The 26,165-nt window shown below is 72.0% G+C and carries 24 protein-coding genes; 11 read left to right on the forward strand and 13 right to left on the reverse strand.

Annotation, left to right across the window (positions count from 1 at the left end; all coding sequences use genetic code 11):
• Positions 1-52: 52 nt before the first annotated feature.
• Positions 53-973 carry an NAD-dependent epimerase/dehydratase family protein gene (locus Asi02nite_RS15085; RefSeq protein WP_203713441.1) on the forward strand — a complete coding sequence of 307 codons (921 nt, stop codon included), beginning with the start codon at positions 53-55 and terminating at the stop codon, positions 971-973.
• Between the two features lie 1,112 nt (positions 974-2,085).
• Here Asi02nite_RS15085 and Asi02nite_RS15090 read toward each other — a convergent pair.
• Genes Asi02nite_RS15090 through Asi02nite_RS15100 form a run of 3 tightly spaced genes read right to left on the reverse strand, consistent with a single transcriptional unit; the run spans position 2,086 to position 4,833 of the window.
• Positions 2,086-2,733: a response regulator gene (locus Asi02nite_RS15090; RefSeq protein WP_203713442.1), complete on the reverse strand. Its 648-nt coding sequence runs from the start codon at positions 2,731-2,733 to the stop codon at positions 2,086-2,088.
• A complete protein-coding gene (locus Asi02nite_RS15095) occupies positions 2,730-3,938 on the reverse strand; it encodes a sensor histidine kinase (RefSeq protein ID WP_203713444.1) in 1,209 nt (402 codons plus the stop codon). The genes Asi02nite_RS15090 and Asi02nite_RS15095 overlap by 4 nt, the downstream gene beginning before the upstream one ends.
• A gap of 49 nt (positions 3,939-3,987) precedes the next feature.
• Positions 3,988-4,833, reverse strand: a complete 846-nt coding sequence (locus tag Asi02nite_RS15100; RefSeq protein ID WP_203713445.1) for a S1C family serine protease — start codon at positions 4,831-4,833, stop codon at positions 3,988-3,990.
• 125 nt (positions 4,834-4,958) lie between these two features.
• Between Asi02nite_RS15100 and Asi02nite_RS15105 the strand changes: the two genes are divergently transcribed.
• From Asi02nite_RS15105 to Asi02nite_RS15125, 5 genes are read left to right on the forward strand one after another with little or no spacing between them, the layout of a single operon-like run.
• Positions 4,959-5,681 (forward strand): DUF2470 domain-containing protein, encoded by a 723-nt coding sequence (locus Asi02nite_RS15105; protein WP_203713446.1) that lies wholly within the window; start codon positions 4,959-4,961, stop codon positions 5,679-5,681.
• 49 nt (positions 5,682-5,730) lie between these two features.
• Complete coding sequence (locus Asi02nite_RS15110; protein ID WP_203713447.1) at positions 5,731-6,285, forward strand: hypothetical protein; 555 nt, start codon at positions 5,731-5,733, stop codon at positions 6,283-6,285.
• Positions 6,282-7,697 (forward strand): PrsW family intramembrane metalloprotease, encoded by a 1,416-nt coding sequence (locus Asi02nite_RS15115; protein ID WP_203713448.1) that lies wholly within the window; start codon positions 6,282-6,284, stop codon positions 7,695-7,697. The genes Asi02nite_RS15110 and Asi02nite_RS15115 overlap by 4 nt, the downstream gene beginning before the upstream one ends.
• A 10-nt stretch (positions 7,698-7,707) precedes the next feature.
• Complete coding sequence (locus Asi02nite_RS15120; RefSeq protein ID WP_239126730.1) at positions 7,708-8,943, forward strand: RNA polymerase sigma factor; 1,236 nt, start codon at positions 7,708-7,710, stop codon at positions 8,941-8,943.
• Positions 8,940-9,971 carry a DNA polymerase IV gene (locus Asi02nite_RS15125; RefSeq protein WP_203713449.1) on the forward strand — a complete coding sequence of 344 codons (1,032 nt, stop codon included), beginning with the start codon at positions 8,940-8,942 and terminating at the stop codon, positions 9,969-9,971. The genes Asi02nite_RS15120 and Asi02nite_RS15125 overlap by 4 nt, the downstream gene beginning before the upstream one ends.
• On the opposite strand, the gene Asi02nite_RS15130 is transcribed toward Asi02nite_RS15125, so the two are convergent.
• The 7 genes from Asi02nite_RS15130 to Asi02nite_RS15160 all read right to left on the reverse strand — a co-directional run bounded on the left by Asi02nite_RS15130 (position 9,949) and on the right by Asi02nite_RS15160 (position 16,696).
• Complete coding sequence (locus tag Asi02nite_RS15130) at positions 9,949-10,563, reverse strand: LLM class flavin-dependent oxidoreductase (protein WP_203713450.1); 615 nt, start codon at positions 10,561-10,563, stop codon at positions 9,949-9,951. The two genes, Asi02nite_RS15125 and Asi02nite_RS15130, sit on opposite strands and share 23 nt — an antisense overlap.
• A complete protein-coding gene (locus tag Asi02nite_RS42325) occupies positions 10,469-10,804 on the reverse strand; it encodes an LLM class flavin-dependent oxidoreductase (RefSeq protein ID WP_203713452.1) in 336 nt (111 codons plus the stop codon). Before Asi02nite_RS42325 ends, Asi02nite_RS15130 begins: the two co-directional genes overlap by 95 nt.
• Positions 10,805-10,831: 27 nt before the next feature.
• Positions 10,832-11,356, reverse strand: coding sequence for a YbhB/YbcL family Raf kinase inhibitor-like protein (locus Asi02nite_RS15140; RefSeq protein WP_203713454.1), 525 nt, complete (start codon positions 11,354-11,356; stop codon positions 10,832-10,834).
• A 14-nt stretch (positions 11,357-11,370) separates the two neighbouring features.
• On the reverse strand, positions 11,371-12,549 hold the full coding sequence (locus Asi02nite_RS15145; RefSeq protein ID WP_203713456.1) for an AAA family ATPase: 1,179 nt from the start codon (positions 12,547-12,549) through the stop codon (positions 11,371-11,373).
• 19 nt (positions 12,550-12,568) lie between these two features.
• Positions 12,569-13,888, reverse strand: a complete 1,320-nt coding sequence (locus Asi02nite_RS15150; RefSeq protein WP_203713457.1) for a maltokinase N-terminal cap-like domain-containing protein — start codon at positions 13,886-13,888, stop codon at positions 12,569-12,571.
• Positions 13,885-15,702, reverse strand: a complete 1,818-nt coding sequence (treS, locus tag Asi02nite_RS15155; RefSeq protein WP_203713459.1) for a maltose alpha-D-glucosyltransferase — start codon at positions 15,700-15,702, stop codon at positions 13,885-13,887. The genes Asi02nite_RS15150 and treS overlap by 4 nt, the downstream gene beginning before the upstream one ends.
• 76 nt (positions 15,703-15,778) lie before the next feature.
• Positions 15,779-16,696, reverse strand: coding sequence for a glycosyltransferase family 2 protein (locus Asi02nite_RS15160; protein WP_203713461.1), 918 nt, complete (start codon positions 16,694-16,696; stop codon positions 15,779-15,781).
• Between the two features lie 280 nt (positions 16,697-16,976).
• On the opposite strand from Asi02nite_RS15160, the gene Asi02nite_RS15165 reads away from it, so the two are divergent.
• Together Asi02nite_RS15165 and Asi02nite_RS15170 are read left to right on the forward strand one after the other, a co-directional pair.
• Complete coding sequence (locus Asi02nite_RS15165) at positions 16,977-18,284, forward strand: ABC transporter ATP-binding protein (RefSeq protein ID WP_203713463.1); 1,308 nt, start codon at positions 16,977-16,979, stop codon at positions 18,282-18,284.
• 54 nt (positions 18,285-18,338) lie between these two features.
• Positions 18,339-19,277 carry a hypothetical protein gene (locus Asi02nite_RS15170; protein WP_203713465.1) on the forward strand — a complete coding sequence of 313 codons (939 nt, stop codon included), beginning with the start codon at positions 18,339-18,341 and terminating at the stop codon, positions 19,275-19,277.
• A 62-nt stretch (positions 19,278-19,339) separates the two neighbouring features.
• Here Asi02nite_RS15170 and Asi02nite_RS15175 read toward each other — a convergent pair whose 3' ends face one another.
• Positions 19,340-19,900: a MarR family winged helix-turn-helix transcriptional regulator gene (locus Asi02nite_RS15175; protein WP_203713466.1), complete on the reverse strand. Its 561-nt coding sequence runs from the start codon at positions 19,898-19,900 to the stop codon at positions 19,340-19,342.
• Positions 19,897-20,301, reverse strand: a complete 405-nt coding sequence (locus tag Asi02nite_RS15180; protein ID WP_203713467.1) for a DUF3224 domain-containing protein — start codon at positions 20,299-20,301, stop codon at positions 19,897-19,899. Before Asi02nite_RS15180 ends, Asi02nite_RS15175 begins: the two co-directional genes overlap by 4 nt.
• Before the next feature lie 159 nt (positions 20,302-20,460).
• On the opposite strand from Asi02nite_RS15180, the gene Asi02nite_RS15185 reads away from it, so the two are divergent.
• The 3 genes from Asi02nite_RS15185 (at position 20,461) to Asi02nite_RS15195 (ending at position 25,103) form a co-directional block, all read left to right on the forward strand.
• Positions 20,461-21,909, forward strand: coding sequence for a multicopper oxidase family protein (locus Asi02nite_RS15185; RefSeq protein ID WP_203713468.1), 1,449 nt, complete (start codon positions 20,461-20,463; stop codon positions 21,907-21,909).
• Positions 21,910-21,975: 66 nt separating this feature from the next.
• Positions 21,976-22,728 (forward strand): HAD family hydrolase, encoded by a 753-nt coding sequence (locus Asi02nite_RS15190; RefSeq protein ID WP_203713469.1) that lies wholly within the window; start codon positions 21,976-21,978, stop codon positions 22,726-22,728.
• A complete protein-coding gene (locus Asi02nite_RS15195) occupies positions 22,725-25,103 on the forward strand; it encodes a glycoside hydrolase family 65 protein (protein WP_203713470.1) in 2,379 nt (792 codons plus the stop codon). The genes Asi02nite_RS15190 and Asi02nite_RS15195 overlap by 4 nt, the downstream gene beginning before the upstream one ends.
• A 4-nt stretch (positions 25,104-25,107) precedes the next feature.
• Here Asi02nite_RS15195 and Asi02nite_RS15200 read toward each other — a convergent pair whose 3' ends face one another.
• Complete coding sequence (locus tag Asi02nite_RS15200; RefSeq protein WP_203713471.1) at positions 25,108-26,103, reverse strand: coiled-coil domain-containing protein; 996 nt, start codon at positions 26,101-26,103, stop codon at positions 25,108-25,110.
• Positions 26,104-26,165: the final 62 nt, after the last annotated feature.

Consider the following 26,165-nt stretch of genomic DNA (forward strand, 5'->3'; position numbering starts at 1 on the left):
CTATTGCTCTCAACAGAGAGCACTGCTCTCCGAATCTCACTGGAGGAAGATCATGCACGTCGTCATCGGAGCCGGAGTCGTCGGCAGCACCGTGGCCCGCAAGCTCGCCGACTGCGGCGAGCAGGTCCGGATGATTACCCGCAGCGGCAGCGGCCCGGCCCACCCGGCGATCGAGCGCGTCGCCGCGGACGCCGGGAACGCGACCGATCTGACCCGGCTGAGCCGCGGGGCGGTCGCGATCTACAACTGCGTCAACCCGCCGTACCACACCTGGCCGACCGACTGGCCGCCGATGGCCGAGGCGATGCTGACCGCGGCCGAGTCGAGCGGGGCACCGCTGGCGATCACCGGCTGCCTCTACGGCTACGGCCCGGTCGACGGCCCGATGACCGAGGACCTGCCGATGGCCGCGCCAACGGTGAAGGGCCGGGTCCGGGCGAAGATGTGGACGGACGCGGTGGCCGCCTACCGGTCGGGCCGGATCAGCGGCGTCACGGAGGTCCGCGGCTCCGACTACCTGAGCCCGCGCTACTCGGTGATCGAGATGGCCATGCCGGGCCTGCGCGCCAACAGGACGGTCTGGCTGCCCGGCCCGCTGGACAACCCGCACACCTTCACCTACACCGGCGACATGGCGACGGCGCTGATCGCGCTTGCCCGCGACCCACGGGCCTGGGGCCGCGGCTGGCACGTGCCGTCCCCGGCGCCGATGACCCTGCGCCAGGTGGTCGCGCGGCTCGCCGAGATCACCGGTCACCCCATGCCCCGGGTACGCGCGTACCCGAAGGCGGCGATCCGAGCCGCTGGGCTCTTCGACCGCCGCACCCGGGAGTTCGTGGAGATGGCCTATCAGTGGGACCGGCCTTTCGTGCTCGACTCGACCTTGACCGCTGCGACCTTCGGCCTGTCGGCAACCGACGTGGACGAGGCAATCCGCGCCTCGATCCCGGCCGCCGACCCGGTCGCCGCCTGACCGTCGGTGGGCACCGCGACCAGGCCCGTCACCGCCGACTCCGTTGTCCTCGTGAGGACGACGGGCGAGGCGGTGCGGCGGCGGTGGTAGGCGTAGGCGGCCAGCAGCAAGGTCACCGTCCACAGGGGCCAGAAGGCCATCGGCAGCACCGCGAGGTCGCCCGCCGCGATCAGGTGAAGGGCCTCGGTGTCCGTGAGGAAGCTCGCGCTTGCCGCGCCCACCGCCAGTGCGACCGCGGCGGCCGGCACCGTGGCCAGGCGGACCGGGACGGGGCGGCCCCCCAGGCCCGGCAGCCAGCGCGGGAAGCGTGCGCCCCACGGGCGCAGCAGGCCGATCGTCAGCACCGTGCCGACCAGGGCGAAGCCGCCCAGGCCCGTCGCCGCGAGGGCGATGTCCGGCTCGTCGAGCGTCGCCGGCTCGACACCGAGCGGGATGCCGACCGCCCAGGCCAGCCGGGTCAGGCCGTAGAAGGCCGGGACGGCCGCGGCGACGTAGGTCACCCACGGACCCAGGCGGACCGGTCCGCGGGCCACCACAGGCGTCACGGCCTGCCAGGTCAGCAGCGCCCGGCCGAGCAGCAGGCCACCGATGAGCGCCGCCAGTTCGGCCGCCGTGGTCCAGTTGAAGATGACCCCGTAGTCGATCTGGTCCGGCCAGCCGAACGGCGCCCCGATCAGCAGCATCGGCGTGTAACCGGCGATGGCCAGGATGTGCGCGCCGGGCACCAGGAACACGAGCGCGGCCACCAGCGTCCACCCCGTGCCGAGCAGAACGGCCCGCACCGTGGGCGGCGGCCGGAGGGGCTGCCGGCCGGCGAGCGCGAGGGCGAGCACGGCCGCGCCGAGCAGCACCACGGCGAAGACCGGTGCGCCGACGTCGACCGGCACGGCCCGCAGCGGGTGCGTCTGGTCGTCGTTGCGCGAACCGAACGGATAACCGTCACCGGTCACCGTCCACACCAGAGCGATCACACCGTAGGCCAGGGCCCAGGCGGCGGCCAGATAACCGGACAGGTTCCGGGCAGTCATGGGAGTCATGCCCATTACGCTCCCGCCGCCGCGCCCGGGACGACTCCCCGCGCGGTGTGGACCCCGTCCCCCACGCGGGGGAGGTCAGCCGGCCGGGGTCACGAAACCCGACTCGTACGCGGTGATCACGGCCTGGACGCGGTCCCGGGCACCGAGCTTCGCGAGCACGTTGCCCACGTGGGTCTTGACCGTCTCGGCGCCGACCACCAACTGGGCCGCGATCTCCGCATTGGACAGTCCGGCCGCCATCAGCCGCAAGACCTCGGCCTCGCGGGCGGTGAGCCGGCTCGTCCGCCGGTCCGGGTTGCCGCCGCGGCCCGCGACCAGCCGGCGGATCGCCGCGGGGAACAGCAGCGAGTCGCCGCGGGCCACGAGCCGGATCGCGTCGACCACCTCGGCCGGCCGCGCCCGCTTGAGCAGGAAGCCGCTCGCACCGGCGCGCAGCGCGTCGTAGACGTAGTCGTCGTTCTCGAACGTGGTCACGACGAGCACCCGGGGCGCCGGCCCGGTGGCAGTGGCCAGCAGGTGCCGGGTGGCCTGGATGCCGTCGACGTCCGGCATCCGCACGTCCATCAGCACCACGTCGGGGCGGTGCCGGGCCACCAGCGGTGGCACCTCGGCGCCGTCGCCCGCCTCGGCCACCACCGACAGGTCCGGCTCGGCGTCGACGATCGTGCGCAGGCCGACGCGGACCAGCGCGTCGTCGTCGACGATCAGCACCCGTACCGTCATGACCCTCCCGTCGGCAACCGCACCGCGACCGTGAACAGCCCGTCGGCGGGCCCGGCGGTCATCCGCCCGCCCAGCACGTCGACCCGCTCCCGCATGCCCGCGAGGCCCCGCCCGGACGGGTCTCCCGGGCCGTCCCGCGTCACCGGGTTGGCCACGTCGATCAGCAGCGACCGGTCGGCCACCGCGACCCGCACCGTAACCGGAACCGCGCCGGCGTGCCGTACCGCGTTGGTCAGCGCCTCCTGCACGATCCGGTAGCCCTCCCGGGACAGCGCCGCCGGGACGCTCGCGAGTGGACCCGTGCGGGTCAGCGTGACCCGCAGCCCCGCACCGGTGACGTCGGCGACGACCCGGTCGAGGTCGGCCAGCGTGCGCTGCGGCGCCGGCCGGTCGGCCCGCTCGGCCGCCCGGAGCAGCCCGAGCACGTGGTCGAGGTCGTCCATCGCGGCGCGGCCGGCCTCCTCGATCGCCACCAGCGCCCGGCGGACGAACTCCGGGTCGTCCAGCGCCCGTTGCGCGGCGGCGGCCTGCAGCGTGGTCACGGTCAGCGCGTGGCCGACCGAGTCGTGCAACTCGCGGGCGAGCCGGGTGCGCTCGACGAGGTGGCCGGCACGCTCCTCGAGGGCCGCGATCCGCTCGGCCGGCGACGGGCCGAGCAGGGTCGGCGCGAGTTGGGCGGCGAGCGCGCCGAGGCCGGCGACCGCGTAGCCGAGCAGCACCAACAGCACGATCCCGGCGACCGAGGCGGCGGCCGGGCTCCAGTCGCCGAGCGGCAGGCCGGCCCGGCGCAGGTCGTCGACGGCCCACTGCAGCACGAACACCAGCGCCATCGGCAGGGCGGTCAGCAGCGCGAGCCCGACCAGGCCGCCGAAGACCAGGTGCAGGCCGTACCAGAGGGCACCGCGGAGCGTGGTCTCCCGGTCGGCGGGGCCGGCGGGGTCGGGCAGGTCGACGCCGAGCAGGCCGCGGGCGGCGACGATCTCGACGGCCCGGGTCCCGCCCAGGAACGCCGGCGTCACGGCGATCGCCGCACCGATCAGGATCAGGGCCCAGGTCGCGCCCGCGGGCACGTCGTCGCTGGTCAGCATGCTGACGAAGACGACGGCGAGCAGCGCGTACGGAAGCGCGATCACCCCGCCGAGCAACAGGTGCACGCCGCGCCGCCACGTGGACCCGCGGAACAACGCTGTGCTCTGCACCCACATCCGCACCACCCCGCTTACAGGGTGCTGCGTATGTGGGTGCGGAGCAAAGTCAGCGGAGCAACGACTGGGCCTCGTCGATCGGGATGGCGAAGCCGATGCCGATGCTGCCGCCGCCCTGGTTGGTCGAGGCGTTGGCGACGTTGATGGCGATGACCTGGCCCGCGGCGTTCACCAGCGGCCCACCCGAGTTGCCGGAGTTGATCGGCGCGTCCGTCTGGATCAGGCCGGACAGGTTGAGGTCCTGCGCGTCGCGGTCCAGCGCCGAGACGATGCCCGAGGTGACCGTGCCGGACAGGCCCAGCGGGCTGCCGAAGGCCAGCACGGTGTCGCCGACCTGGATGTCCGAGCTGTCGCCGAGCGGCGCCGCGGTCAGGCCGCTCGCGTCGACCTGGAGCAGGGCCAGGTCGTGACCCGGGTCCGTACGCAGGATCTGCGCCGGCACCGCCCGCCCGTCGGAGAGCTGCACCGTCGCGTCGCCGCGGGCCTGGTCGACCACGTGGTTGTTGGTGAGGATGCGGCCCTGGTCGTCGACGATCACGCCGGATCCCTCGACGGTGCCCTGCGCGACCTGGACCGTGACCGTCACGACGCTCGGCGAGGTGCGGGCGGCGACCGAGGCCATCGTCGCCGATCGGGCCGAGACGTTGGTGGCGTCGGCCGTGGCACCGGCGGCCGGCGAGGACTGGTCGGCGTGCGCCCCGATCACCCCGCCCGCGATGCCGCCACCGAGGGCGAGCACCAGCACACCGGCGCCGGTGGCGGCCATCCGACCGAAACGACGGGGCGGGCGCGGGGGCGGGCCGGCCGGCGCGCCACCGTAGGGGTTCCACGGCGGGACCGGCCCGCTCGGACCGCCGGCCGCCGGCTGGTGTTGCCACGTGGAGTAAGCGCTCATGTCTTCACCGTGCCCCCCAGATCTGCCCTCTACCTGGGGCTGAACTGCGACTTTCCTGTACGCGGGAACTTGTGAATTAGGTGAGCCTAACTTAAGTTGATCCGTACCACACCAGAGGAGGCATCATGCGGCCGACGGCGGCAGAGGTGGCGCGGACGCTCGCGAACGGTCGGCTGGCGGGCACCGCGCACGTCCGCGGCTACCCCGGCCAGGTGAAGGTGCGGCACGCCACGCCCGCCGACGGCCGTCCGCTCCTGCTGGTCGGCCTCGGCACCGACCTCGCCGGCGCGCTCACCGCCGCGTCGACGGTGCTCAGCGTCGACGACGTGCCGCCGACCCCATGCGCGCCCAGCCGGGGCCGGCTCTGGCTGACCGGCTCGGCGGAGCGCCTCGACGGCGCCGACGCCCGCGCCGCCGCCGACGCGTACGCCCAGGTCAGTCCGCTCGGTGATCTCCTCGACGTCGGCCGCGGCCAGGCTCTGTTCCGGATCGACGCGAGCGAGGTCCGGCTGGCCAAGGGCCGGCGGCTCGTCGAGATCGACCCCGCCGAGTTCCGGGCCGCCACGCCCGACCCGCTGGCCGCCGACGAGGGCCGGCTGCTGCACGACCTCAACGACCACCACCTCGACCAGCTCGTCGTGCTGGTCGAGCGGGTCGCCGGCCGCCCGGCCCCGGTGGGCTGCCAGGCGCTGCGCCTCGACCGCTACGGGCTGACCGTCGGCTCGGTGCCCAACGGCGGCCCTGGCCCGCGCCTGCGGCTGGGCTTCGAGCGCCCGGTCGCCTCGGTCTGTGAGCTGACCCACCTCATGCACACGCTGCTCGCCACCAGCGGGGTCCCGGCACGCTGACCCCGCGCCGGATGGTGCACCGACTCGGGAGATCGCCGACAATGGCCTGATGGCCGGGGCAACCACCGCATGGCGGCGCAACCTCGTCGGCAGCCTCGCGGTGGTGGCCGGCGTGCTCGCCCTGTCGCTGGGCCTCCCGGCGATCGACGACGCGCTGCCCGACGCCACCGTCTCCAGCACCGAACCCCTCGAGTTCTCCGGCAACGCCAGCGTGGTGCCGCCGCCGGACGCGACGGTCGTCGCCGAGCAGACCTCGCCCGACCAGGGCGTGGTCACGATGGCGGTCGACGGGGTGCGCTACCGGTTGACCGCCGAGTCGTTCCCCGGGACCCTGCAGCAACTCGCCGACCGGATCCGCGACCAGGTGCGCAACGTCGCCGGCATCCAGGCCATCTCCCCCGACCAGCCGGTCACCTCCGCCGGCGGCATCCGCGGCCTGCAGGCCACCTTCGTGGCCGAGAACCGCACCGGCTGGTACACGGTCTACCTGCGCGGCGGCACCGGGGTGACCGCGGTGGTCGACGGCAACGACGCGGGCGTCACCGAACACCGCGCCGAGTTGGAGACCAGCGTCCGCACGGTCACGATCGACGAGCTGACATGAGCGTCGAGCAGGCGGCGCCCGTGCCCGGCCGCCGGCGGGTCTTCGACTCCTGGTCGGCCGCCGCCCGCTGGCCCGCCGTCTGGTTCTTCGTCGCGCTGAGCATCGCCGGCGTCGTGATCCTCGGCATCGCCTTCGGCCCGGCGATCGCCGAGTCGCCTGCGGCGTTCGTGCTGGCGGTCGTCCTGTTCGCGATCCACGGCGCGGTGTTCGTGGCGATCATCCGGACGGTCGACTGGCTGGAGCCCGAGCCGCGCTGGCTGTTCGCCGCCGCGATCATCTGGGGCGGGTTCGTGGCCAGCGCCAACGCCCTGCGGGCCAACACCGCGCTCGAGTCGATCCTGGTCAAGATGACCTCGCTGGGCTTCGTCCGTGACTGGGCCGCCGCGATCGAGGGGCCGACCGACGAGGAGATCCTCAAGACGCTCGGCATCGTGATGATCGTGCTGCTGGCCCGCCGCCAGATCAACAGCGTGCTCGACGGCGTCGTGTACGGGGCCTTCGTCGGACTGGGCTTCCAGGAGATCGAGAACATCACCTACAGCCTCAACGCCGTGGCGGCCGCGGGCGACGACAGCCTCGGCGCGGTGGTGCAGACGTTCGTGGTGCGCGGGCTGCTCGCCGGGCTGTGGAGCCACACCGTCTACAGCGCGATCGCGGGCGCCGGGGTCGCGTACGCGGTGCTGCACCGGGAACGTTCGTGGTTCAACCGGATCGGTGTCGCGCTCGGCGCCCTCGCCCTGGCGTGGCTGATGCACTTCCTGTGGAACTCGCCGGCGGCCGCGTCGCTGACCGACTACGCCGGCGCCTACGGCACGCTGCTCGTGCTGTTCATCAAGGGGCTGCTGATCCTCGGCACGTTCCTGATCCTGCTGCACTTCTTCCGCAGGGACGAGTACGAGGGCCTGGCCGGCCCGCTGGAGAGCCTGCGCAACCCGTGGACCGCCACCCACAACGAGATCGTGGCGCTGCGGGGCTGGCGCAGCCGGGGCCGGGCCCGGTGGAACGCCTACGTTTACGGCGGCGTGCGCGCCTCCAGCCGCGTCCGGGCGCTGCAGCGCGCGCAGGCCGACCTCGCCGTGGGCATGCGGGACAACGGCGAGGCCGGGTACGCCGCCCGCCTGCCGGAACTGCAACGGGCCCGCTACGGCGTGGCCCAGGTCGGCATCGGCGACGCCGACGCGCTGCACCCGTCCACGATCACCGGGTGGGTCTCGTTCGTGCTGGCGTTCGGCGTCCTGTTCAACCCGATCTTCCTCGTCGCCCCGCTCGGCCTCCTGATCCACGGCGTGGCCCGGGCCCGGTCCACCCGCCAGCGGGCCGACCCGCGGCTGCGTACCGCCGCGGTCCTGGCCCTGGTCTTCGCCCTCGCCTACGTGCTGAGCGTGATCGCGCGGGCCGCGACCCTGACCTAGGCTTCGGATCGTGGGCACGGAAGAGCTGCTCAGGGAGCTGGCACCGCAGGTGCTGGGCGCGCTCGTGCGCCGGTACGGGCACTTCGACGCCGCCGAGGACGCCGTGCAGGAAGGGCTGCTCGCGGCCGCGACCCAGTGGCCCGCCGAGGGTGTGCCCGACGACCCGCGGGCCTGGCTGATCCGGGTGTCGTCGCGCCGGCTGATCGACCAGCTCCGCAGCGAGGAGTCCCGCCGGCTGCGCGAGGAGAGCGACTTCCGCCGCGACCCGGCGGCGACCCGGGTCGCGCCGCCCGCCGACGAAGGGGCGGCCGGCGACGACTCGCTGCTCCTGCTCTTCCTCTGCTGTCACCCGGCCATCGCGGTGCCGGCCCAGGTCGCGCTGACCCTGCGCGCGGTCGGCGGGCTGACGACGGCGGAGATCGCGAGCGCGTTCCTCGTGCCCGAGCCGACCATGGGCCAACGCATCAGCCGCGCCAAACAGAAGATCAAGTCGTCCGGTCTCGGCTTCGAGCTGCCACCGCCGGCGCAGTGGGCCGCGCGGCTGGACGCCGTGCTCCAGGTGCTCTACCTGATCTTCAACGAGGGCTACACCAGCTCCTCGGGGCCCGAGCTGGCCCGGGTCGAGCTGTCCGCGGAGGCCATCCGGCTCGCCCGGATGCTGCACCGGCAACTGCCCGACGACGGTGAGGCCGCGGGCCTGCTCGCGCTGATGCTGCTCACCGATGCCCGCCGCCCGGCCCGCACCGGACCGGGCGGCGAGCTCGTGCCGCTCGACGAGCAGGACCGGTCGCGCTGGGACCGCACGGCGATCGCCGAAGGGGTCGCGCTCGTGTCGGCGGCGCTGTCCCGCACCCGGCCGGGCGCCTACCAGCTCCAGGCGGCGATCGCGGCCGTGCACGACGAGGCACCGGACGCCAAGGCCACCGACTGGCCCCAGGTGCTGGCGCTCTACGACCTGCTGGAGCGGGTCAGCGACTCCCCGATGGTGCGGCTCAACAAGGCGGTCGCGGTCGCCATGGTGTCGGGTCCGCAGGCGGGGCTCGACCTGCTCGCGACCCTCGACGGCGACGAGCGGGTGGCCCGGCACCACCGGCTCGCCGCGGTCCGCGCGCACCTGCTGGAGCTGGCCGGGGACACAGGTGGCGCCGCCGAGGAATACCGCGCGGCCGCCGACCGTACGCTCAGCGAGCCCGAGCAGCGCTACCTGCGCGACCGGGCCGACCGGCTGGCGGCCGGCACGCCATGACCGCGCTGCTGCACGTCGACATGGACCAGTTCGTGGCCGCCGTGGAGATCCTGCGCCGGCCGGAGCTGCGGGGCCGGCCGGTGGTGGTCGGCGGCGCGGGCGACCCGACGGCGCGCCGGCAAGTGGTCTCGACGGCCTCGTACGAGGCGCGGGCCTTCGGTGTCCACTCCGGAATGCCGCTGCGCCGGGCGGCCCAGCTCTGCCCCGAAGCGGTGTTCCTGCCGACCGACCCGGCCGCGTACGGGGAGGCGTCGGAGCGGGTGATGGCGGTGCTGCGCCGGTTCCCGGTCGACGTCGAGGTCTGGGGCTGGGACGAGGCGTTCGTCGGTGGCGACATCGCCGACCCGGAGGCGCTGGCCGCGGAGCTGAAGGCGGCGGTCTTCGCGGAGACCGGGCTGACCTGCGCGATCGGCATCGGCGACAACAAGCTGCAGGCGAAGATGGCGGCGCGGTTCGCCAAACCGGGCGGCATCCACCGGCTCACCACGGCCGGCTGGATGGCGGTGATGGGCGAGCGGCCCGCGGCCGACCTGTGGGGCATCGGCCCGAAGACCAGCCGCAAGCTCGACGAGCTCGGGTTGCACACGGTCGCCCAGCTCGCCGCGGCCCCGGAGGCGGATCTGGTCGACCGGTTCGGCCCGCGGCAGGCGGCGTGGCTGCCCGTGGTCGCGGCGGGCGGCGGCGACACCCAGATCAACACGGAGCCGTGGGTGGCGCGGTCGCGCAGCCGCGAGAACACGTACGCCGAGGATCTGTCCGATCTGGACGTGATCTCCCGCGAGGTCGCCGCGATGGCTCGCGCGCTGACCGCCGAGGTGGTCGCCGACGGCCGCGAGATCACCCACGTGGCGGTGAAGGTGCGCTACGTCAGCTTCTTCACGCCCACCCGCGAGATGAAGCTGCGGTCCGGGCCGACCACCGATCCCGAGGCGGTCGAGCAGGCGGCGGTCAGCCTGCTCGCGAAGTTCGAGTGGCGGCGCCCGGTGCGACTGCTCGGCGTGCGGGTCAATCTCGCAATGCCGGACTGACCACATCGGCCAGTCGGTCGACCTGGTCCAGCGTGGGCGCCGTGGGGTTGAGATAGAACTCGGTCACGCCGGCCGCCGCGAAGGCCTTGACCGCTTCGCGGATCGATTCGGGTGTACGCAGGGCGCCGGCGGCGATCGTGTCGGCGTACTCGCCGAGGAACGCGTAGAAGTGCTGCAGGTAGGCCAGCGACTGGAGTTCGGCGCTGGGGCCGAGGGAGTAGTGGGCCAGCACGGAGATCCGCGGCTGGCCGTCGCGGCCCGCCTCCTGCCAGGCGGCCCGCACCCGGGCGACGTAGTCGATCACCTGCGCCGGCGACGCGCCGCCGAGCGACCCGCCCGCGCCCCAGGCCACCAGGCGCCGAAGCGCCGGCTCCCCGGCACCCCCGATCAGCACCGGCACCGCCCGGCCGGCCGCGGGCGAGTGCTCGAGCTCGCCGGACCAGATCCGGTGGAGCTGCTCGACCAGCGAGTCGAACTCCGGGCCGCGCTCGGCGAAGTCACGATCCAGGGCCGCGAGGTCGTCCGGGCGATTGCCGGGGGTCAGGCCCAACGTGAGCCGGGTCCGCCCGATCTGGTCGACCGTGGCGGCCATCTTCGCCAGTAGTGCCGGCGGGGTACGCCGAGTCCAGCATGAGGTCGGCGAACAGCTCGATCCGGTTGGTCACGGCCGCGGCGGCAGCGAGCGCGGTGAGCGCGTCGTGGTTGGGGTAGGCGATGCGGTCGATCGTGGAGAGCCCGGCGAAGCCAAGGTCTTCGGCCCGCCGGGCCCACTCGACGAGGGTGCGACCCGGTACGCCCGGGATCGCGTTGGGCAGGCCGATGCCGATCCTCACCCGCACCAGCCTACGCCGGAATGTCCGTTATGCGATTCGGTACGTGGGACGGATGGTCGCCCGGGCCAGGTCGTGGAAGGTGAGGTTGAAGCTGACCACGGCCGGCGAGACGTCCGGCGTGACGTCGAGCTGCTCGACGTCGACCGCGTGCACCGTGAAGACGTACCGGTGCGGGAAGTCGCCCTGCGGCGGCGCGGCGCCGCCGTACGCCTTGGTGCCGTAGTCGTTGCGCACCGCGAACGCGCCGGCCGGCGGCTGCGCGCCCTGGGCCAGCGAGGTCACCGACACGGGCACGTTGACCAGCACCCAGTGCCAGAAACCGCTGTGCGTCGGGGCGTCCGGGTCGTAACAGGTGATCACGAAGCTCTTCGTGTGCTCGGGGAAGCCCGACCAGGAGAGCTGCGGCGACCGGCCCCCACCGCCGACGCTCGGGTCGGCGAAGGTGTCGGCCATCTGCTCGCCGTCGGTCACGTCGTCGCTGGTCACCGTGAACGACGGCTTCTGCGGCAGCAGGTCGTAGGGATCCGGCGGAACGGGTCGTTCGAGACTCATGTGATCATCCTTCCTCAGCGTTTCGGCCAGTGCCACGACGGCTCGTCGAGCTTTCCCTGACCGACGACGTAGGTCTCGCCGTGCTCTTTCGCCAACTCGACCAACTGCAGGTCGGTGTCGCCGGCGTGGGTGTCGAGCGCGGACGCCAGCGCGCGCGAGTGGGTCACCACCACGATCTGCATCCGGTAGGCGGCGCCGGCGATCAGCGCCGCCAAGGGCCGGACCAGGTCGGGATGCAGGCTGTTCTCCGGCTCGTTGAGCACCAGCAGTTCGGGCGGCCGCGGGGTGAGCAGGGCGGCGACCCAGCTCAGGTACCGCAGGGTCCCGTCGGAGAGCTCACTCGCGTCCAGCGGGCGGAGCATCCCCGGTTGGGTCAGGCGCAGCGCGAACCGGCCGGCGGTCGCGTCGATGCCGAGCCGGCTGCCCGGAAACGCGAGGTCGACGGCGGCGGCCAGGGCGTCGGCCTCGCCGACCTCCCGGATCGTCTGCAGCGCCGGCGCCAGGTCGGCACCGTCGGCGCTGAGCACCGGCGTGCGGGTGCCGATCGCGGCGGCCCGCATCGGCGCGTCGGCGTCGGTGCGCACCTGGTCGTAGAAGCGCCACGACCGGATCCGTTCCCGCAGCAGCATCAGGTCCGGCGCCAGCTCAGGGTCCACGAACTCGGCCAACATGCTGTCGTACGGCCGCAGCCGCAGCGTCGTGGCCCGCCAGGAACCGTCGGGCCCGCGCACGCCGACGGCGGCGTTGGTCCGCTCGGTCAGGCGCGTGCCCGGCCGCAGGACGGGACCCGTCCAGGTGACCTCCGCCTTGATCTCCGGGTCGAGCGCGAACAGCGTCGTGTCCGGGACGATCTGCGGCAGCCCGAGGTCGATCGCGTAGCCGAACGAGTCGCCGGCGAACCCCAGGCGGAGCGCGACCCGCTTGGACCGCACCGTGCCCTGCACCGGATGCTCCCCGGCGCGCACCGCCCGACCGATCGTCTCCGGACCGGCCCACAGCGTCGACGGCAGGCCGCCCTCGCGGGCCAGCGCGGCGACCGCGCCGTTGCGCGACGCCGCGGCGAGCAGGCGCAGCGCGCGGTAGAGGCTGGACTTGCCCGTGCCGTTGGCGCCGGTCACCACGTTGAGCCGGCGCAACGGCAGGACCAGCCGGCGCAGCGACCGGTAGTTCTCCACCGCCAGGGTGACCAGCACCCGGACCACGCTAGCCCAGTCAGCTCAGCAGGCGGGCCACCGAGCGCAACGAGATGGGCAGCCAGCTCGGGCGGAAGCGGGCCTCGTACGCCGCCTCGTAGATGGCCTTGTCGAGCTCGAACGCGCCGAGCAGCTCGGGCCGGGACCGCGGGTCTTCGCCGGAGGCACTCGCGTAGCCGTCGCAGAACGCGCGCCGGTTGAGGTCGGCCCACTCCCGTGCCCGGTAGACGACCTGCGCGTCGTCGGGCTGGTCGACGATCAGGTGGTGCGGCGCGTATTCGAAGGACCGCAGCATGCCGGCGACGTCGCGCAGCGGCGAGTCGGGCCGGCGGCGCTCCTCCACCGGCTGCCCGGGCTCGCCCTCGAAGTCGATCAGCAGCCAGGTCTTCGGCGTGCGCAGCACCTGGCCGAGGTGCAGGTCGCCGTGCACCCGGTGCACCGTCATCCGCTCGCCGCCCAGCGCCTGGAAGGCGGCCGTGGCCGCGGGCACGTACGGCTCCAGCGCGGGCACCGAGGACGCGGCGCGGTCGAGGCGGGCCAGCATCCGGTCGACCGGGAAGTCGACCGTCTCGCTGCCCAGCTCCTGTGCCAGCGTCCGGTGCACCACGGCGACCGCCTCGCCCAGCCGGTAGGACTCGCTGGAGAAGTCGCCGCCCACCTCGTCGGCGGCCAGGTCGGCCTCGCCGAACAGGTCGCGGACGCTGGTGGTGGCCATCGCCCAGCCCTCGGCTGAGTTCTCGGCGTAGGCCGTGAGCATGCCCAGCGAGACCGGCTCACCGTACTCGTCGGAGCTCTCGACGGCGCCGAGCAACTGGGCCACGTGCGGGCAACCGGCCCGGGCCAGCACGCGGTTGAGCTCGACGTCGGGGTTGATGCCGGTGACCACGCGGCGGAACACCTTGAGGATCGCCGCCCGGTCGTAGACGACGCTGGTGTTGCTCTGCTCGGTGTCGGCCACCCGGGCGGGCGCCTCCAGCGGGAGCTTGGCCTCCGGCTCGCGGCGGAACAGGAGGCGGCCGACCACCGCGTCCTGGTCGATCAGCTCGAGCAGCGCGCGGGCGGCCCACTCGGCGTAGAGCGCGTCGTAGGCGGTGCGGTCGGCCTCGTGGTCGACGCCGATCGTCGCCGCTCCGGAGAACTCGGGGCGTGGCTCGACGTCCCAGGCGACGTACAGCTGGTAACGCTCGCTGCCGCCGTCCTCGTAGGTGACGTCGAGCAGCACGTGGTCGAGCGATTCGCGGAGGGCAGTGACCGCGACAGGCGTGACACTGTGGAGGGTCCGGCCGCGTCCGGCGTACCACCGCTGATGCGGCAGCCAGTCGGCGTACGGCAAAGTCATGAGTCCTCCATGTTCCGTTCGGCCGCCCGGGTCGGATCATCCTCATCGGACGGTGGGGTGAGCTGGAACCAGTAGAACCCATGGCCCGGTAGCGTCAACAGGTAGGGCAGCTGGCCGATGCGGGGGAACAGGACGCGTCCGGTCAGCTCGATCGGCGAATAGCCCGACCACGCTTGCAGGTTCAGCTCGATGGGTTGGGGAAAGCGGGAAAGGTTGTTGACGCAGAGCACCACGTCGTCCTCATGATGGCGCAGGAACGCCAGCACGGCGGGGTTGGAGCCGCCGAGCTCCTGGAACGTGCCGACCGCGAACGAGTCGTGCCGGCGGCGCACCGAAAGCATCAACCGGGTCCAGTTGAGCAACGAGGTCGAGCTGTCGCGCTGCGCCTCGACGTTGACGGACTGATAACCGTAGATCGGATCCTGGTTGACCGGCAAGTAGATCCGGCCCGGTGTCGACGTGGAGAAACCGGCGTTGCGGTCGGGTGTCCACTGCATGGGCGTGCGGACGCCGTCGCGGTCGCCGAGCCAGATGTTGTCACCCATGCCGATCTCGTCGCCATAGTAGAGCACCGGTGAGCCGGGCAGGGAGAGCAGCAGCGCGGTGAACAGCTCCTGCTGGTTGCGGTCGTTCTCCAGCAACGGCGCGAGCCGCCGGCGGATGCCGATGTTGGCCTTCATCCGCGGGTCCTTGGCGTACTCGGTGTACATGTAGTCGCGCTCTTCGTCGGTGACCATCTCGAGCGTGAGCTCGTCGTGGTTGCGCAGGAAGATGCCCCACTGGCAGTTGGCCGGGATCGCCGGCGTGTTGGCCAGGATCTCGGAGATGGGGAAGCGCGACTCCCGCCGGACGGCCATGAAGATGCGGGGCATCAGCGGGAAGTGGAACGCCATGTGGCACTCGTCGCCACCGGACTCGGACTCGCCGAAGTAGGCCACCACGTCGGCGGGCCACTGGTTGGCCTCCGCGAGCAGCACCCGGCCGGGGAACTCGTCGTCGATCACCTTGCGGCAGTGCCGCAGGAAGGCGTGGGTCTCCGGGAGGTTCTCGCAGTTGGTGCCCTCGGACTCGAAGAGGTACGGCACGGCGTCGAGCCGGAAGCCGTCGATGCCGAGATCGAGCCAGAACCGCAGCACGTCGAGCATCGCGTTCTGCACGGCCGGGTTGGCGTAATTGAGGTCCGGCTGGTGCGAGAAGAACCGGTGCCAGTAGAACTGCCGCCGCACCGGGTCGAAGGTCCAGTTGGACTCCTCGGTGTCGACGAAGATGATCCGCGCGTCCGCGTACCCGTCGTCGCTGTCGCTCCACACGTAGAAGTCGCCGTACGGGCCGTCGGGGTCCCGCCGCGACTCCTGGAACCAGGGGTGCTGGTCCGACGTGTGGTTCATGACCAGGTCCGTGATCACCCGGATGCCCCGCTTGTGCGCGGCGTCGAGCAGGGCGACGAAGTCGTCGACGGTGCCGAACTCGGGCAGCACCTTGTAGAAGTCGCGGATGTCGTAGCCGCCGTCGCGCAGGGGCGAGTCGTAGAAGGGCGGCAGCCAGAGGCAGTCGACCCCCAGCCAGGCCAGGTAGTCGAGCTTGTCGATGAGCCCGCGCAGGTCGCCGGAGCCGTCACTGTCGGAGTCGGCGAACGCCCGCACCAGCACCTCGTAGAAGACCGCACGCTGGAACCAGGTCTGGTCGACCGGGACGTTTCTGGCGTGGTGGAAGTCGTCGGAGGTGGGGTGCTCGACGATGCCGCGCTCGACGTGACTGCCCTCGGCCGGGTCCGGTGGCTGCACCGACACAGTTCCAGCCGTCACGTCAGTCATGACTTCCACGCTAATGCCGAATCGGCCTCGCCACAGGGTGACGGCGGTGCGGGCGCCCGGTTCGGCGAAGCTGATCCTATTTGAGATCGCCTGGTATGCCCGCCGGCTGACCCCGGACCAGCCGCTTGCGCTCCCGCAACAGCTTGCGGGTGGCGTAACGGTGGTTGTGATCACGAGCCGAACGCGCGGCCTCGCCGAGCGTGATCGCCGCCCAGTAGGCGGTGGCGGCCGCGCGGCCGTGCCGCATCGCGTGCAGCCGGACCCGGTTGGCGACCATGATGCCCCACAGCGCGGGCACGTTCCGGGAGTCGCCGCCGTTGTGCACCGCCTCGGCCCCGGGCACGAACGCCAGCCGGAAGCCGTGGTCGGCGGCCCGCAGGGCGAACTCGGTCTCCTCGCTGTAGAGGAAGAAGGTCTCGTCCCACGGGCCCGTGGCGGCCAGGCAGGCGCGGCTGACCATCGTCACCGCGCCGGTGGCCCAGTCGGCCGGGGTGCCGCGGTCGTAGCCGGCCGGGTCGGCGACCACCTCGCCGCGGCCGAGCCGGCTGGCCCGGTTGCCGCCCAGCACCGCCTCGGCCAGGGCGCGCCCGAGGGTGGGCCGGCGGCGCAGCGAGGTCTTGAGGGCCCCGTCGCGCCCGATCAGCCGGGGCACGGCGATGCCGACCCCCGGCTCCGCCAGGGCGGCCAGCAGGTCGGCGGCGCAGCCCTGCCGCAGCCGGGTGGTGGGGCTGAGCAGCAGCACGGCGTCGGCCTCGGGGTCGACCGCCGCTGCGGCGTTGGCGGCGGCCGCGAAGCCACGGTTGCTGTCGAGTTGCACCAGGGTCGCCTCGGGCGCCAGGTCCTTCGCGACGGTCAGGGTGTCGTCGAACGAGCCACTGTCGACCACGACGAGCCGCCAGTCGTCGACACCGGCGAGGCCGGCGGGCAGCGCGGCGAGCAGCGGCGGCAGGTTGGCCGCACTGCGGTAGGTGAGGACCCCCACCGTCAGTCGCATCGCCGCCCCCTCGTCCGCACGAACTGCCACAGCCTGCTGAGGCTAGCGGAGGCGGGCCACCTTTGCGTACGGCTTGACAGATCCTGATCTTGCGTACTCGCGGCGTCTGATGATCAACGGCGGAGGATCGCCCGGCTACGCCGCGTCGGCCTTAGAGCTATCAGCGTCGATGGAGGTAGTCAGATTGTCACAGGGTGAACATGGCACGTTTACCCGATGGGATATTCGAGTAACTCTCGTCACAGTCATTGATCGGGGAATCGACTGTTGGGAGGAGACGGTGACCACCGTCGCGCTCAAGGACGTCAGCAAGATCTTTCCGGACGGCACGGTCGCTGTCGACAACGTGAGCCTCGACGTCAACGACGGCGAGTTCATGGTGCTCCTCGGCCCGTCCGGCTGCGGCAAGTCCACGGTGCTGCGGATGGTCGCGGGGCTCGAAGACCCGTCCGTCGGGGCGATCCTGCTCGACGGCGAGCTCGCCAACGACCTGCCACCGCGCGAGCGCCGGATCGCGATGGTGTTCCAGGACTTCGCGCTCTATCCGCACATGTCGGTCGGCGACAACATCGGCTTCCCGCTGCGGCTGTCCCGGGTCGAGCCGACCGCGCGCGGCGAACGGGTGGCCGACGTCGCCAGCGCGCTCGGCATCGGCGACGTGCTCGGCCGCAAGCCCAACCAGCTCTCCGGCGGCCAGCGGCAGCGCGTGGCGATGGGCCGCGCGATCGTCCGCCGCCCCGGCCTGTTCCTGATGGACGAGCCGCTGTCCAACCTCGACAGCGGCCTGCGGGCCGAGTTGCGGGCCGAGATCTCCGGGCTCGTGCGCGAGCTGGGCGTCAGCACCATCTACGTGACGCACGACCAGGCCGAGGCGCTCACGATGGCCGACCGGGTCGCCATCATGCGCCGCGGCGTGCTGCAGGACGTCGGCACACCGACGCAGGTCTACGGGCGCCCGGCGACCCTCTACGTCGCGGCCTTCCTCGGCAGCCCGCGGATGAACCTGCTGGAGGCGTCGGTCTACGTCCACCTCGACCGCTACGTCACGCTCAACCTGGGCGAGCAGGCCATCTATCTGCCGTGGGACGACATCCGCGCCCGGGCGGTCGCCCACTACCACGGCGAGCGTATCGTCATCGGCATGCGCGCGGAGGCGCTCACCCCGGTCGCGCCCAACAGCCCGGGCGACGTGCTGCAGGGCCGCATCCGCTATCTGGAGCACCACGGGCACGAGTCGCTCGCGTTCCTCGACATCGGCGCGACCGCGGTGGTCGTCGACGAGATGGGCCAGGCACCGGCGGAGCCGGCCAACGAGGGCGGCGCGCTGCGCCGGTTCGGGCACGCGGTGCAGCGGCTCACCAGCCGCACCTCCGGCGCCGACGTCGCGGCGGAGCTCGGCGGCCCGCGCTCCCGCACGAGCGTGCTCAGCGACCCGGGCCGGCACCACCGGCGCCCGGCGGAGCTGGCGGTCCGCCTCGCGCCCTACCCGAACGTGCAGCCGGGCACCGCCCTTTCGGTCTCCGTACGTCTCGATGCCCTGCACTTTTTCGACGATCGCGGCGACCGCATCGATGTGGGGTGGCGCTGATCACACGCGGTGGTCTAGCGTCTGTCGCCACGTGAGTCCAGAGAGGATGGCATCGTGTCGGCTAACAGCCCCGGGCTGCTGATCATCGAGCGGATCCTGCGCGACCGCGGCAGCATCTGGCAACAGATCGTCGACGAGCGCGACCTCAACCGGCTCAGCGGCCAGATGCTCGCCAGCTCGGCCGTCGCCCTCGCCATCTACGGAGCGGTGCTGGGCTTCTTCAACGGCCCGTTGATGGCGCTGACGTCGGCGATCAAGCTGCCGCTGCTCTTCCTCGTCACCCTGGCGATCTGCCTACCCACGCTCTACCTGTTCAACCTCGTCTTCGGTGCGCGCCTGTCGGTCAAGCAGGCCGTCGCGCTGGTCATGGTCGCGATCACGGTGACCGCGATGCTGGCCGTGGCGTTCGCGCCGATCGCGCTGTTCTTCCTGATCACCGCGCCGGACTACGGCTTCTTCAAGCTGCTCAACGTCACGATCCTGGCCCTGTCGGCGATCGTCGGGTTGCGGTTCCTGACCAGCGGCATGCAGGTGCTGCACTCCCACGGCCTGCTCTCCCCGGCCCGCACGCCGGAGCCGGAGCCGGCCCTGGTCGCCGTCGCCACGCCTACGCCGACAGAGACCTTGCCGGCGGAGGAGAAGAAGCCCGCGGTGGTCGGCGCCCCGGCCGCCAACGGCGACGGCGCGACGGCCCCGGCAGCGGTCCCGGCGGCGGCCCCGCCACCACCGGTGCTGGTCGCCCGCTCCGACGAACGCGTCTGGGACCCGGCACAGCAGCGCTACAAGGTCGCCCGCCCGACGGGCGTCGCCACCGAACGCCCGGCGAGCATGACGCTGCTCTACATCTGGATCCTGCTGTTCGGCTTCGTCGGCACACAGCTGGCGTGGACGTTGCGCCCGTTCTTCGGCAACCCGGACTCACCGTTCGCCCTGTTCCGCGAAATCGAGGGCAACTTCTACGCGGAGATCATCCGGACGATCGCCAACCTTTAGCGAGCCAGGAGGAAAGCCGGCGCAGCCAAGGAAGGCCGGCGCGGCCGACGAAGGGTGGCGCGTCAGGGGTCGCGGCGGATTGCGGCTGCGCCGTATTTGGCTGCTGCCGCGTTGGCTGTCGGGCAGGCGCCTGTGTCACGGCCGCAGGCCGTCAGGTCGCAGAGGCGGCAGAGCCAGGCCCCGCCTTCCTTCTCCGCGACGATCCCCGCCATCACCCGGCCGATGAGATCATCCAGAGTGGAGCGTTCGGCAGGAGAGAGCGCGCCCAGCGCCCCCCGCAGGCTCGCGGCCCGGGCCGCCGAGAGGCGTTCGGCGGTCGCCCGGCCCTCGGGGGTCAGGGCGACCGAGCGGGAGCGGCCGTCGCCGCCCGGGCCGCGGGTCACCAGGCCCGCGGCGGCCAGGCGGTCGACGAGGCGTACGGCGCCCGACGGGGTCAGGCCGAGCACCCGGCGGAGTTGGTCGAGCGTCGGGTGGTCCAGGAAGTGCAGCAGCGCCGACAGGGCGGCGGCCGACGACGGGTTGGCTTCGCCCGCCGCCGCCACCGCCGCCGCTGTGCGGTCGGCCACCGCGAGCGCGAAGGCGCCCAGGACGTTGGCCTGATGGTCGAGGGGTTCGTCGCTCACGCCAGGTCGTACCGGATGGTCAGCGGCATGTTCGGGTAGTCCGCGTGGGTCGACACACTCTCCGCCGACCCGCTGATGCCCGCCAGCTCCCCCGTGCCCGAGCCCGGCACGATCGTGCTGGTGCCCCGGGCCGTCGTGCCGTCGAAGGTGCCGTCGCCGCGCAGCACGAAGCTTCCGCTGCGCCCGCCCAGCGACCCCGTGATCTCCATGATGGACACATAGTCGCTGGTGCCGTCGGCGCGGTAGTAGAGCAGCGACTCGAACGCCCCGCCCGTCAGACCGTCGCCGGTGCCGCCCAGCGTGACCTCGGCGCGGGAGAACTTGCGGCCGTCGTCGAACTCGCGGTAGGGCTTCTCGTCCCACGAGGTGATCTCGAGCTTGGTTTCCACGATCTCGGTCATGCCCTCAACGTATGTGTGACTCAATCACATGTCAACCGGAACGCTCTCCTTAGGGGTCGCCCGGAACCAGCCCCCAAAGCCGACCACGACCCTGGACGCCACCGCGCATAGGAAGGCAGCCTACATGTAGAAAACCAACGGCAAGGAGGTACGAGACAGATGCGTCGCAGAAGCGTGCTGGCCGGCGTACTCGGCGGATCGTTCCTGGTCGCCAGCGGCGCCGGACTCTCCGCCTGCGCCACCGTCGACACCGTTGGCAAGGTCGACTTCACCCGACCGCTGCTCATCCCACCCCTGGCCGATTCCAGGACGGACAGCGCCGGCCGGCGCGTGTTCGACCTGCACGCGCGCCGGGGCCGGCGCGACTTCGGGTTCGGCGGCCCCACCCGCACCTGGGGCTTCAACGGCGACCACCTCGGCCCCACGCTGCGCGCCACGCGCGGCGAGCAGGTCATGGTCAACGTCGTCAACGAGCTCGACGAGGACACCTCCGTGCACTGGCACGGCATGCACCTGCCGGCCCGGATGGACGGCGGCCCGCACCAGCCCGTCCGCCCCGGCGCCACCTGGTCACCGACCTGGACGATCAACCAGCCGGCGGCCACGCTCTGGTACCACCCGCACCCGCACGGCCACACCAAGGAACACGTCGCGCGCGGACTGGCCGGTCTGTTCATCCTGGACGACGACGATCCGCACCAGCGCCGGCTCCCGCACGACTACGGCGTCGACGACATCCCCCTGGTGGTCCAGGACGTCGACGTCGACAAGACGGAGCTCCGCGCCAAGAACACCGGCAACCAGCTCTTGGTCAACGGAACCTACGGGCCATACCTCACGATCACGACCGATCGCGTACGCCTGCGCCTGCTCAACGCCGCCGTCTCCCGCACCTTCGCCTTCGGGCTGGCCGACGAGCGCCCCGTCGCCCTCGTCGCGACCGACGGCGGCCTGCTCGACCACCCCGTCACCGTCACCCGGATCCGCCTCTCACCGGGCGAGCGCGCCGAGATCGTCGTGCCGGTCCAGGCCGGCGAGCGGGTCGTCCTGCGGAGCTTCCCACCGCAGACCGGCCGGGGCTTCGACGGCGGGAAGGACCAGTTCGACGTGCTCGAACTGCGCGCGGCGGCCCGGCTGCGCCGCACCGGCGCGATACCCGAGCGGTTCACCGCCATCCCCCGGCTGAACCCGGCCACCGCGGTGGTCAACCGCGACTTCCAGCTCACCGGCACCAACATCAACGGCGAGCAGATGGACATGGACCGGATCGACGCGGTGGTCGAGCAGGGCGCGACCGAGATCTGGACGGTCCGCAACACCGACGGGCAGCGGCACAACTTCCACGTGCACGACGTCCAGTTCCAGGTGCTCTCGGTGGACGGTGACGAGCCGCCGCCGGAGCTGCGCGGCTGGAAGGACACCGTTTTCCTGCCGCCGAAGAGCGAGGTGCGGATCATTCTGCGATTCGCCGATTATGCCGATCCAGACATGCCGTACATGTATCACTGTCACCTGTTGATGCACGAGGACGACGGCATGATGGGGCAGTTCGTGGTGGTCGCGCCGGGTCAGTCCGCGGGCCGCGTCAGCGGGCACGACCACGGCTGACCGGGCCCCTCGAAACAGGGTGATCCACGTAACATCGCTCCAACCCGGTTCGACTAGATTTGACCCGTGCTGGGGCTACCCGATCACGTGACCGCCTGCCTGTTCGACATGGACGGCGTCCTCACGCAGACCGCGACCGTTCACAACGCGGCGTGGACCGAGACTTTCGACGATTTTCTGCGCCGCCGCAGTGAGCGGACCGGCGAGCCGTTCGCGGCCTTCGACCCTCGTTCCGACTATCCGAAATACGTCGACGGCCGCACCCGGGCCGACGGCGTCCGCACCTTCCTCGCGTCCCGGGGGATCACGCTCCCCGAGGGCGACCCCGACGACTCACCCGAGGCCGACACCGTCAACGGGGTCGGCAACCGCAAGAACGCCGTGCTGGTCCGCCGCATCCGCGAAGACGGCGTGGCGGTCTACGACGGCACCGTCGCCTACCTGCACGCCGCCCGGGCCGCCGGACTCAAGACCGCGGTCGTCTCGGCGAGCGCCAACACCCCCGACATCCTGAAGATCACCGGCCTCGGCGAGCTGCTCCAGGCCCGGGTCGACGGCAACGTCGCGCGGGCCGAGAAGCTGCCCGGCAAGCCGGCCCCCGACACCTTCCTGCGCGGCGCCGAGCTCCTCGGCGTCGCCCCGGCGCACGCGGCCGTCTTCGAGGACGCACTCGCCGGAGTGGAGGCGGGCCGGGCGGGCAACTTCGGCATCGTCATCGGCGTTGACCGCGTGGGCGGCAACCATGGCGCCGACCTGAAGGCACACGGCGCCGACGTCGTGGTGCGCGACCTTTCTGAACTGCTGGAGGGCACGGCATGATCCGCGAGCGGGCCTATCCGGTCGAGGCCTGGCACGTCCGGGAGACGAGGCTCGACCTCGACGTGCTGGCGCAGGCCGAGTCGGTCTTCGCGCTCGGCAACGGGCACATCGGGATGCGCGGCAACCTCGACGAGGGCGAGCCGCACGGCCTTCCCGGCACCTACCTCAACTCGTTCTACGAGCTGCGCCCGCTGCCCTACGCGGAGGCGGGCTACGGCTTCCCGGAGTCGGGCCAGACCGTGGTCAACGTGACCAACGGCAAGCTGATCCGGCTGCTGGTCGACGACGAGCCGTTCGACGTGCGCTACGGCGAGCTCGACGCGCACTCCCGGGTGCTCGACCTGCGGGCCGGCACGCTCGACCGGGTGGTCCAGTGGCGTTCGCCCGCCGGCCGCGCGGTCAAGGTGCGCAGCACCCGGCTGGTCTCGTTCACCCAGCGCTCGATCGCCGCGATCCGCTACGAGGTCGAGGCCGTCGACGAGCCGCTGCGGCTGATCGTCCAGTCGGAGCTCGTGGCCAACGAGGAGCTGCCCGGGCAGAGCCGCGACCCCCGGGTCGCCGCCGTGCTGGAGCGGCCGCTGCAGATCGAGGAGCGGGTCACCGACAAGACCAGCGGCCTGCTGATCCACCGCACCAAGCGCAGCGGCCTGCGGGTCGGCGCCGCGATGCAGCACGACATCGAGGGCCCGGCCAAGACCAACATCAACACCGAGTCGCACGACGACTGGGCCCGCACCACCATCGCCTGCGTGCTCAAGCCCGGCGAGAAGCTGGTCGTGGTCAAGCTGCTGGCCTACGGCTGGTCCAGCCGGCGCTCGCTGCCCGCGATCCGCGACCAGGTCAGCGCCGCGCTGGCCGCCGCCGAGTTCTCGGGCTGGGACGGCCTCGTCCGCGAGCAGAAGGAATACCTCGACACGTTCTGGGACGCCGCCGACGTGCAGGTCGAGGGCGACTCCGAGGTGCAGCAGGCGGTCCGGTTCGGCCTCTTCCACGTGCTCCAGGCGGGCGCGCGGGCCGAGCTGCGACCGATCGCAGCCAAGGGCCTGACCGGTCCCGGCTACGACGGCCACGTCTTCTGGGACACCGAGATGTTCGCCCTGCCGGTGCTGACCTACACCCAACCGGTGGCGGTCGCGCACGCCCTGCGCTGGCGGCACGCCACCCTGGAGATGGCCCGCGACCGGGCCAAGCAGCTCGGGTTGCGCGGCGCCGCGTTCCCCTGGCGCACGATCCGCGGCCAGGAGTGTTCGGGCTACTGGCCGGCCGGCACGGCCGGGTTCCACGTCAACGCCGGCATCGCCGACGCCGTCCGCCGCTACGTCCAGGCCACCGGCGACGTCGACTTCGAGCGCGAGGTCGGCCTCGAGCTGCTCGTCGAGACCGCGCGGCTGTGGCACTCGCTGGGTCACCACGACCGGCACGGCAAGTTCCACATCGACGGTGTGACCGGGCCCGACGAATACACCGCGGTCAAGAACGACAACATCTACACCAACCTGATGGCCCGGCGAAACCTGCTGGTCGCCGCCGAGTGCGTCAACCGGCACAGCGAGCGGGCCTGGCGGCTCGGCGTCGACGACGAGGAGACCGCCGCCTGGCGCGACGCGGCCGCCAACATGCACATCCCGTACGACGAGGAGTTGGGCGTCCACCCGCAGGTCGAGGGGTTCACCCGCTACCAGGAGTGGGACTTCGACAACACGCCGCCGGAGAGCTACCCCCTGCTGCTCAACTACCCCTACTTCGACCTCTACCGCCGCCAGGTGGTCAAGCAGTCCGACCTCGTGCTCGCCATGCACTGGGCCGGCGACGCCTTCACGGCCGAGCAGAAGCTGCGCAACTTCGACTACTACGAGCGGCGTACGGTCCGGGACTCGTCGTTGTCGGCCTGCACCCAGGCGGTCGTCGCGGCCGAGGTCGGCTATCTCGAGCTCGCCCACGACTACCTGGGCGAAGCCGCGCTGATGGACCTGCACGACATCCACAACAACACCCGGGAAGGGCTGCACATCGCCGCCCTGGCCGGTGCGTGGCTGGGTCTGGTCGCCGGCTTCGGCGGCCTGCGCGACCACGAGGAGCAGCTCACCTTCGTGCCGCGGCTACCCGCTCGGATCAACCGGCTGGAGTTCTCGCTGATGTGGCGCGGCATGCGGCTGCGGGTCGACGTCCGCCAGCACGAGGTGACCTACTCGCTGCGCGACGGCGACACCGACCACAGCCTCGACCTCACCCACCACGGGGAGCCGGTCACGGTGACCTGTGAAAAAGAGGTCAGGATGCCGATCCCGCCGATCGAGCCGCACCGGCGGCAGCCCCGCCAGCCCGCGGGTCGGGCACCGGCACGGCGGCCGGCGCCCGACGCGAGGCGGCGTTAGGCGCTCAGAGGAGCGACAGGTGCACGTGGTTGGTGTGATCGCTGGACGGATCACCGCCGACGCCGCTGTAGGGCTTCCAGTTGCCCGTCGACGGTAGCCAGACCTGGCGGTACCAGATCACGTAGAGGATGCCCAGCTTGTCGGCGTTCTTGACGAGGAACGCCGCCAGGTTGTTGCCGTAGAACCGGTCACCGCCCTGGGCGTCACCGCTGCCGAAGTCGTTGGTCTTGAAGACCGAGAAGTCGCAGGCGCGCCCCTTCGGATGCTCGAAGGGGCCGCCGTCGCGGTGGCACGAGACGAACCGCTTGTAGCCCAGCCGCTGGGTCTCCTTGAGCGCGAAGAGCGTGCGCGCCGTGATGCACCCGTTGGTGGTCGGGTCGTCGACGTTGCACGACTGCGGCGGGAACGAGCCGTCCGCGGACCGCGGCGACTGCCTGGCCGTCGGCAGGTTCGCGTACACGTTGCCGTTGACCGTCTTGCCGCCGGCCAGCTTGAACGCCTTCTCCACATCGGCCTTCTGCTTGGCCATCACGGTCAGCTGGGCCTGCTCGCGCTTGACCTCGAGGTCGAGTTGGGCCTTGGCCTCGTTGGCCCGCCGTTGGTTCTCGGCCAACTCGGTGAGCTGCGCGTTGTCCAGGGAGTTGAGCATGTCGAGCGTCTCGGCCCGGGCCAGGAAGTCGTTGCTGTCACGGCTGTTGAGCATCATGAGGACCGGGCCGAGCCGGCCGTTCATGTAGTTGTGGCGGGCGATCTCGGCGACCTGCGGGACCAGCGCGGCCCGGCGCACGTCCAGCCGGACCAGCTCCTTGCCGAGCGCGTCCTGCTTCTTCTTCGCGTCGGCGGCCGCGTTCTTCGCCTCGACGAAGGCTCGGCTGGTCCGCTCGATCGCGTCGTCCAGCAACTCGTTCTTGCCGCCCTCGGCGGGTGCCGCCGGGGTCGGGCTGGGGTTGGGTGCGGCGACCGCGGCCGGGGCGAGGGCAAGGCTCACCAACAGCGTCACGGTCCCCACGAGGGCTGCGCGCGGGGCAATCGCGCGCGGACGTCCTGTGCGCGTCATTCACG

Origin of the sequence: Asanoa siamensis (assembly GCF_016862555.1) — a bacterium.
GTDB classification, from domain to species: Bacteria; Actinomycetota; Actinomycetes; order Mycobacteriales; family Micromonosporaceae; genus Asanoa; species Asanoa siamensis.

Excerpts from the sequence above, each read along its gene's own strand:
- Asi02nite_RS15085 (WP_203713441.1), top strand. The coding sequence starts at position 53 with ATGCACGTCGTCATCGGAGCCGGAGTCGTCGGCAGCACCGTGGCCCGC.
- Asi02nite_RS15090 (WP_203713442.1), bottom strand. The coding sequence starts at position 2,733 with ATGACGGTACGGGTGCTGATCGTCGACGACGACGCGCTGGTCCGCGTC.
- Asi02nite_RS15095 (WP_203713444.1), bottom strand. The coding sequence starts at position 3,938 with ATGTGGGTGCAGAGCACAGCGTTGTTCCGCGGGTCCACGTGGCGGCGC.
- Asi02nite_RS15100 (WP_203713445.1), bottom strand. The coding sequence starts at position 4,833 with ATGAGCGCTTACTCCACGTGGCAACACCAGCCGGCGGCCGGCGGTCCG.
- Asi02nite_RS15105 (WP_203713446.1), top strand. The coding sequence starts at position 4,959 with ATGCGGCCGACGGCGGCAGAGGTGGCGCGGACGCTCGCGAACGGTCGG.
- Asi02nite_RS15110 (WP_203713447.1), top strand. The coding sequence starts at position 5,731 with ATGGCCGGGGCAACCACCGCATGGCGGCGCAACCTCGTCGGCAGCCTC.
- Asi02nite_RS15115 (WP_203713448.1), top strand. The coding sequence starts at position 6,282 with ATGAGCGTCGAGCAGGCGGCGCCCGTGCCCGGCCGCCGGCGGGTCTTC.
- Asi02nite_RS15125 (WP_203713449.1), top strand. The coding sequence starts at position 8,940 with ATGACCGCGCTGCTGCACGTCGACATGGACCAGTTCGTGGCCGCCGTG.
- Asi02nite_RS15130 (WP_203713450.1), bottom strand. The coding sequence starts at position 10,563 with ATGGCCGCCACGGTCGACCAGATCGGGCGGACCCGGCTCACGTTGGGC.
- Asi02nite_RS15140 (WP_203713454.1), bottom strand. The coding sequence starts at position 11,356 with ATGAGTCTCGAACGACCCGTTCCGCCGGATCCCTACGACCTGCTGCCG.
- Asi02nite_RS15150 (WP_203713457.1), bottom strand. The coding sequence starts at position 13,888 with ATGACTTTGCCGTACGCCGACTGGCTGCCGCATCAGCGGTGGTACGCC.
- treS (WP_203713459.1), bottom strand. The coding sequence starts at position 15,702 with ATGACTGACGTGACGGCTGGAACTGTGTCGGTGCAGCCACCGGACCCG.
- Asi02nite_RS15160 (WP_203713461.1), bottom strand. The coding sequence starts at position 16,696 with ATGCGACTGACGGTGGGGGTCCTCACCTACCGCAGTGCGGCCAACCTG.
- Asi02nite_RS15180 (WP_203713467.1), bottom strand. The coding sequence starts at position 20,301 with ATGACCGAGATCGTGGAAACCAAGCTCGAGATCACCTCGTGGGACGAG.
- Asi02nite_RS15185 (WP_203713468.1), top strand. The coding sequence starts at position 20,461 with ATGCGTCGCAGAAGCGTGCTGGCCGGCGTACTCGGCGGATCGTTCCTG.
- Asi02nite_RS15195 (WP_203713470.1), top strand. The coding sequence starts at position 22,725 with ATGATCCGCGAGCGGGCCTATCCGGTCGAGGCCTGGCACGTCCGGGAG.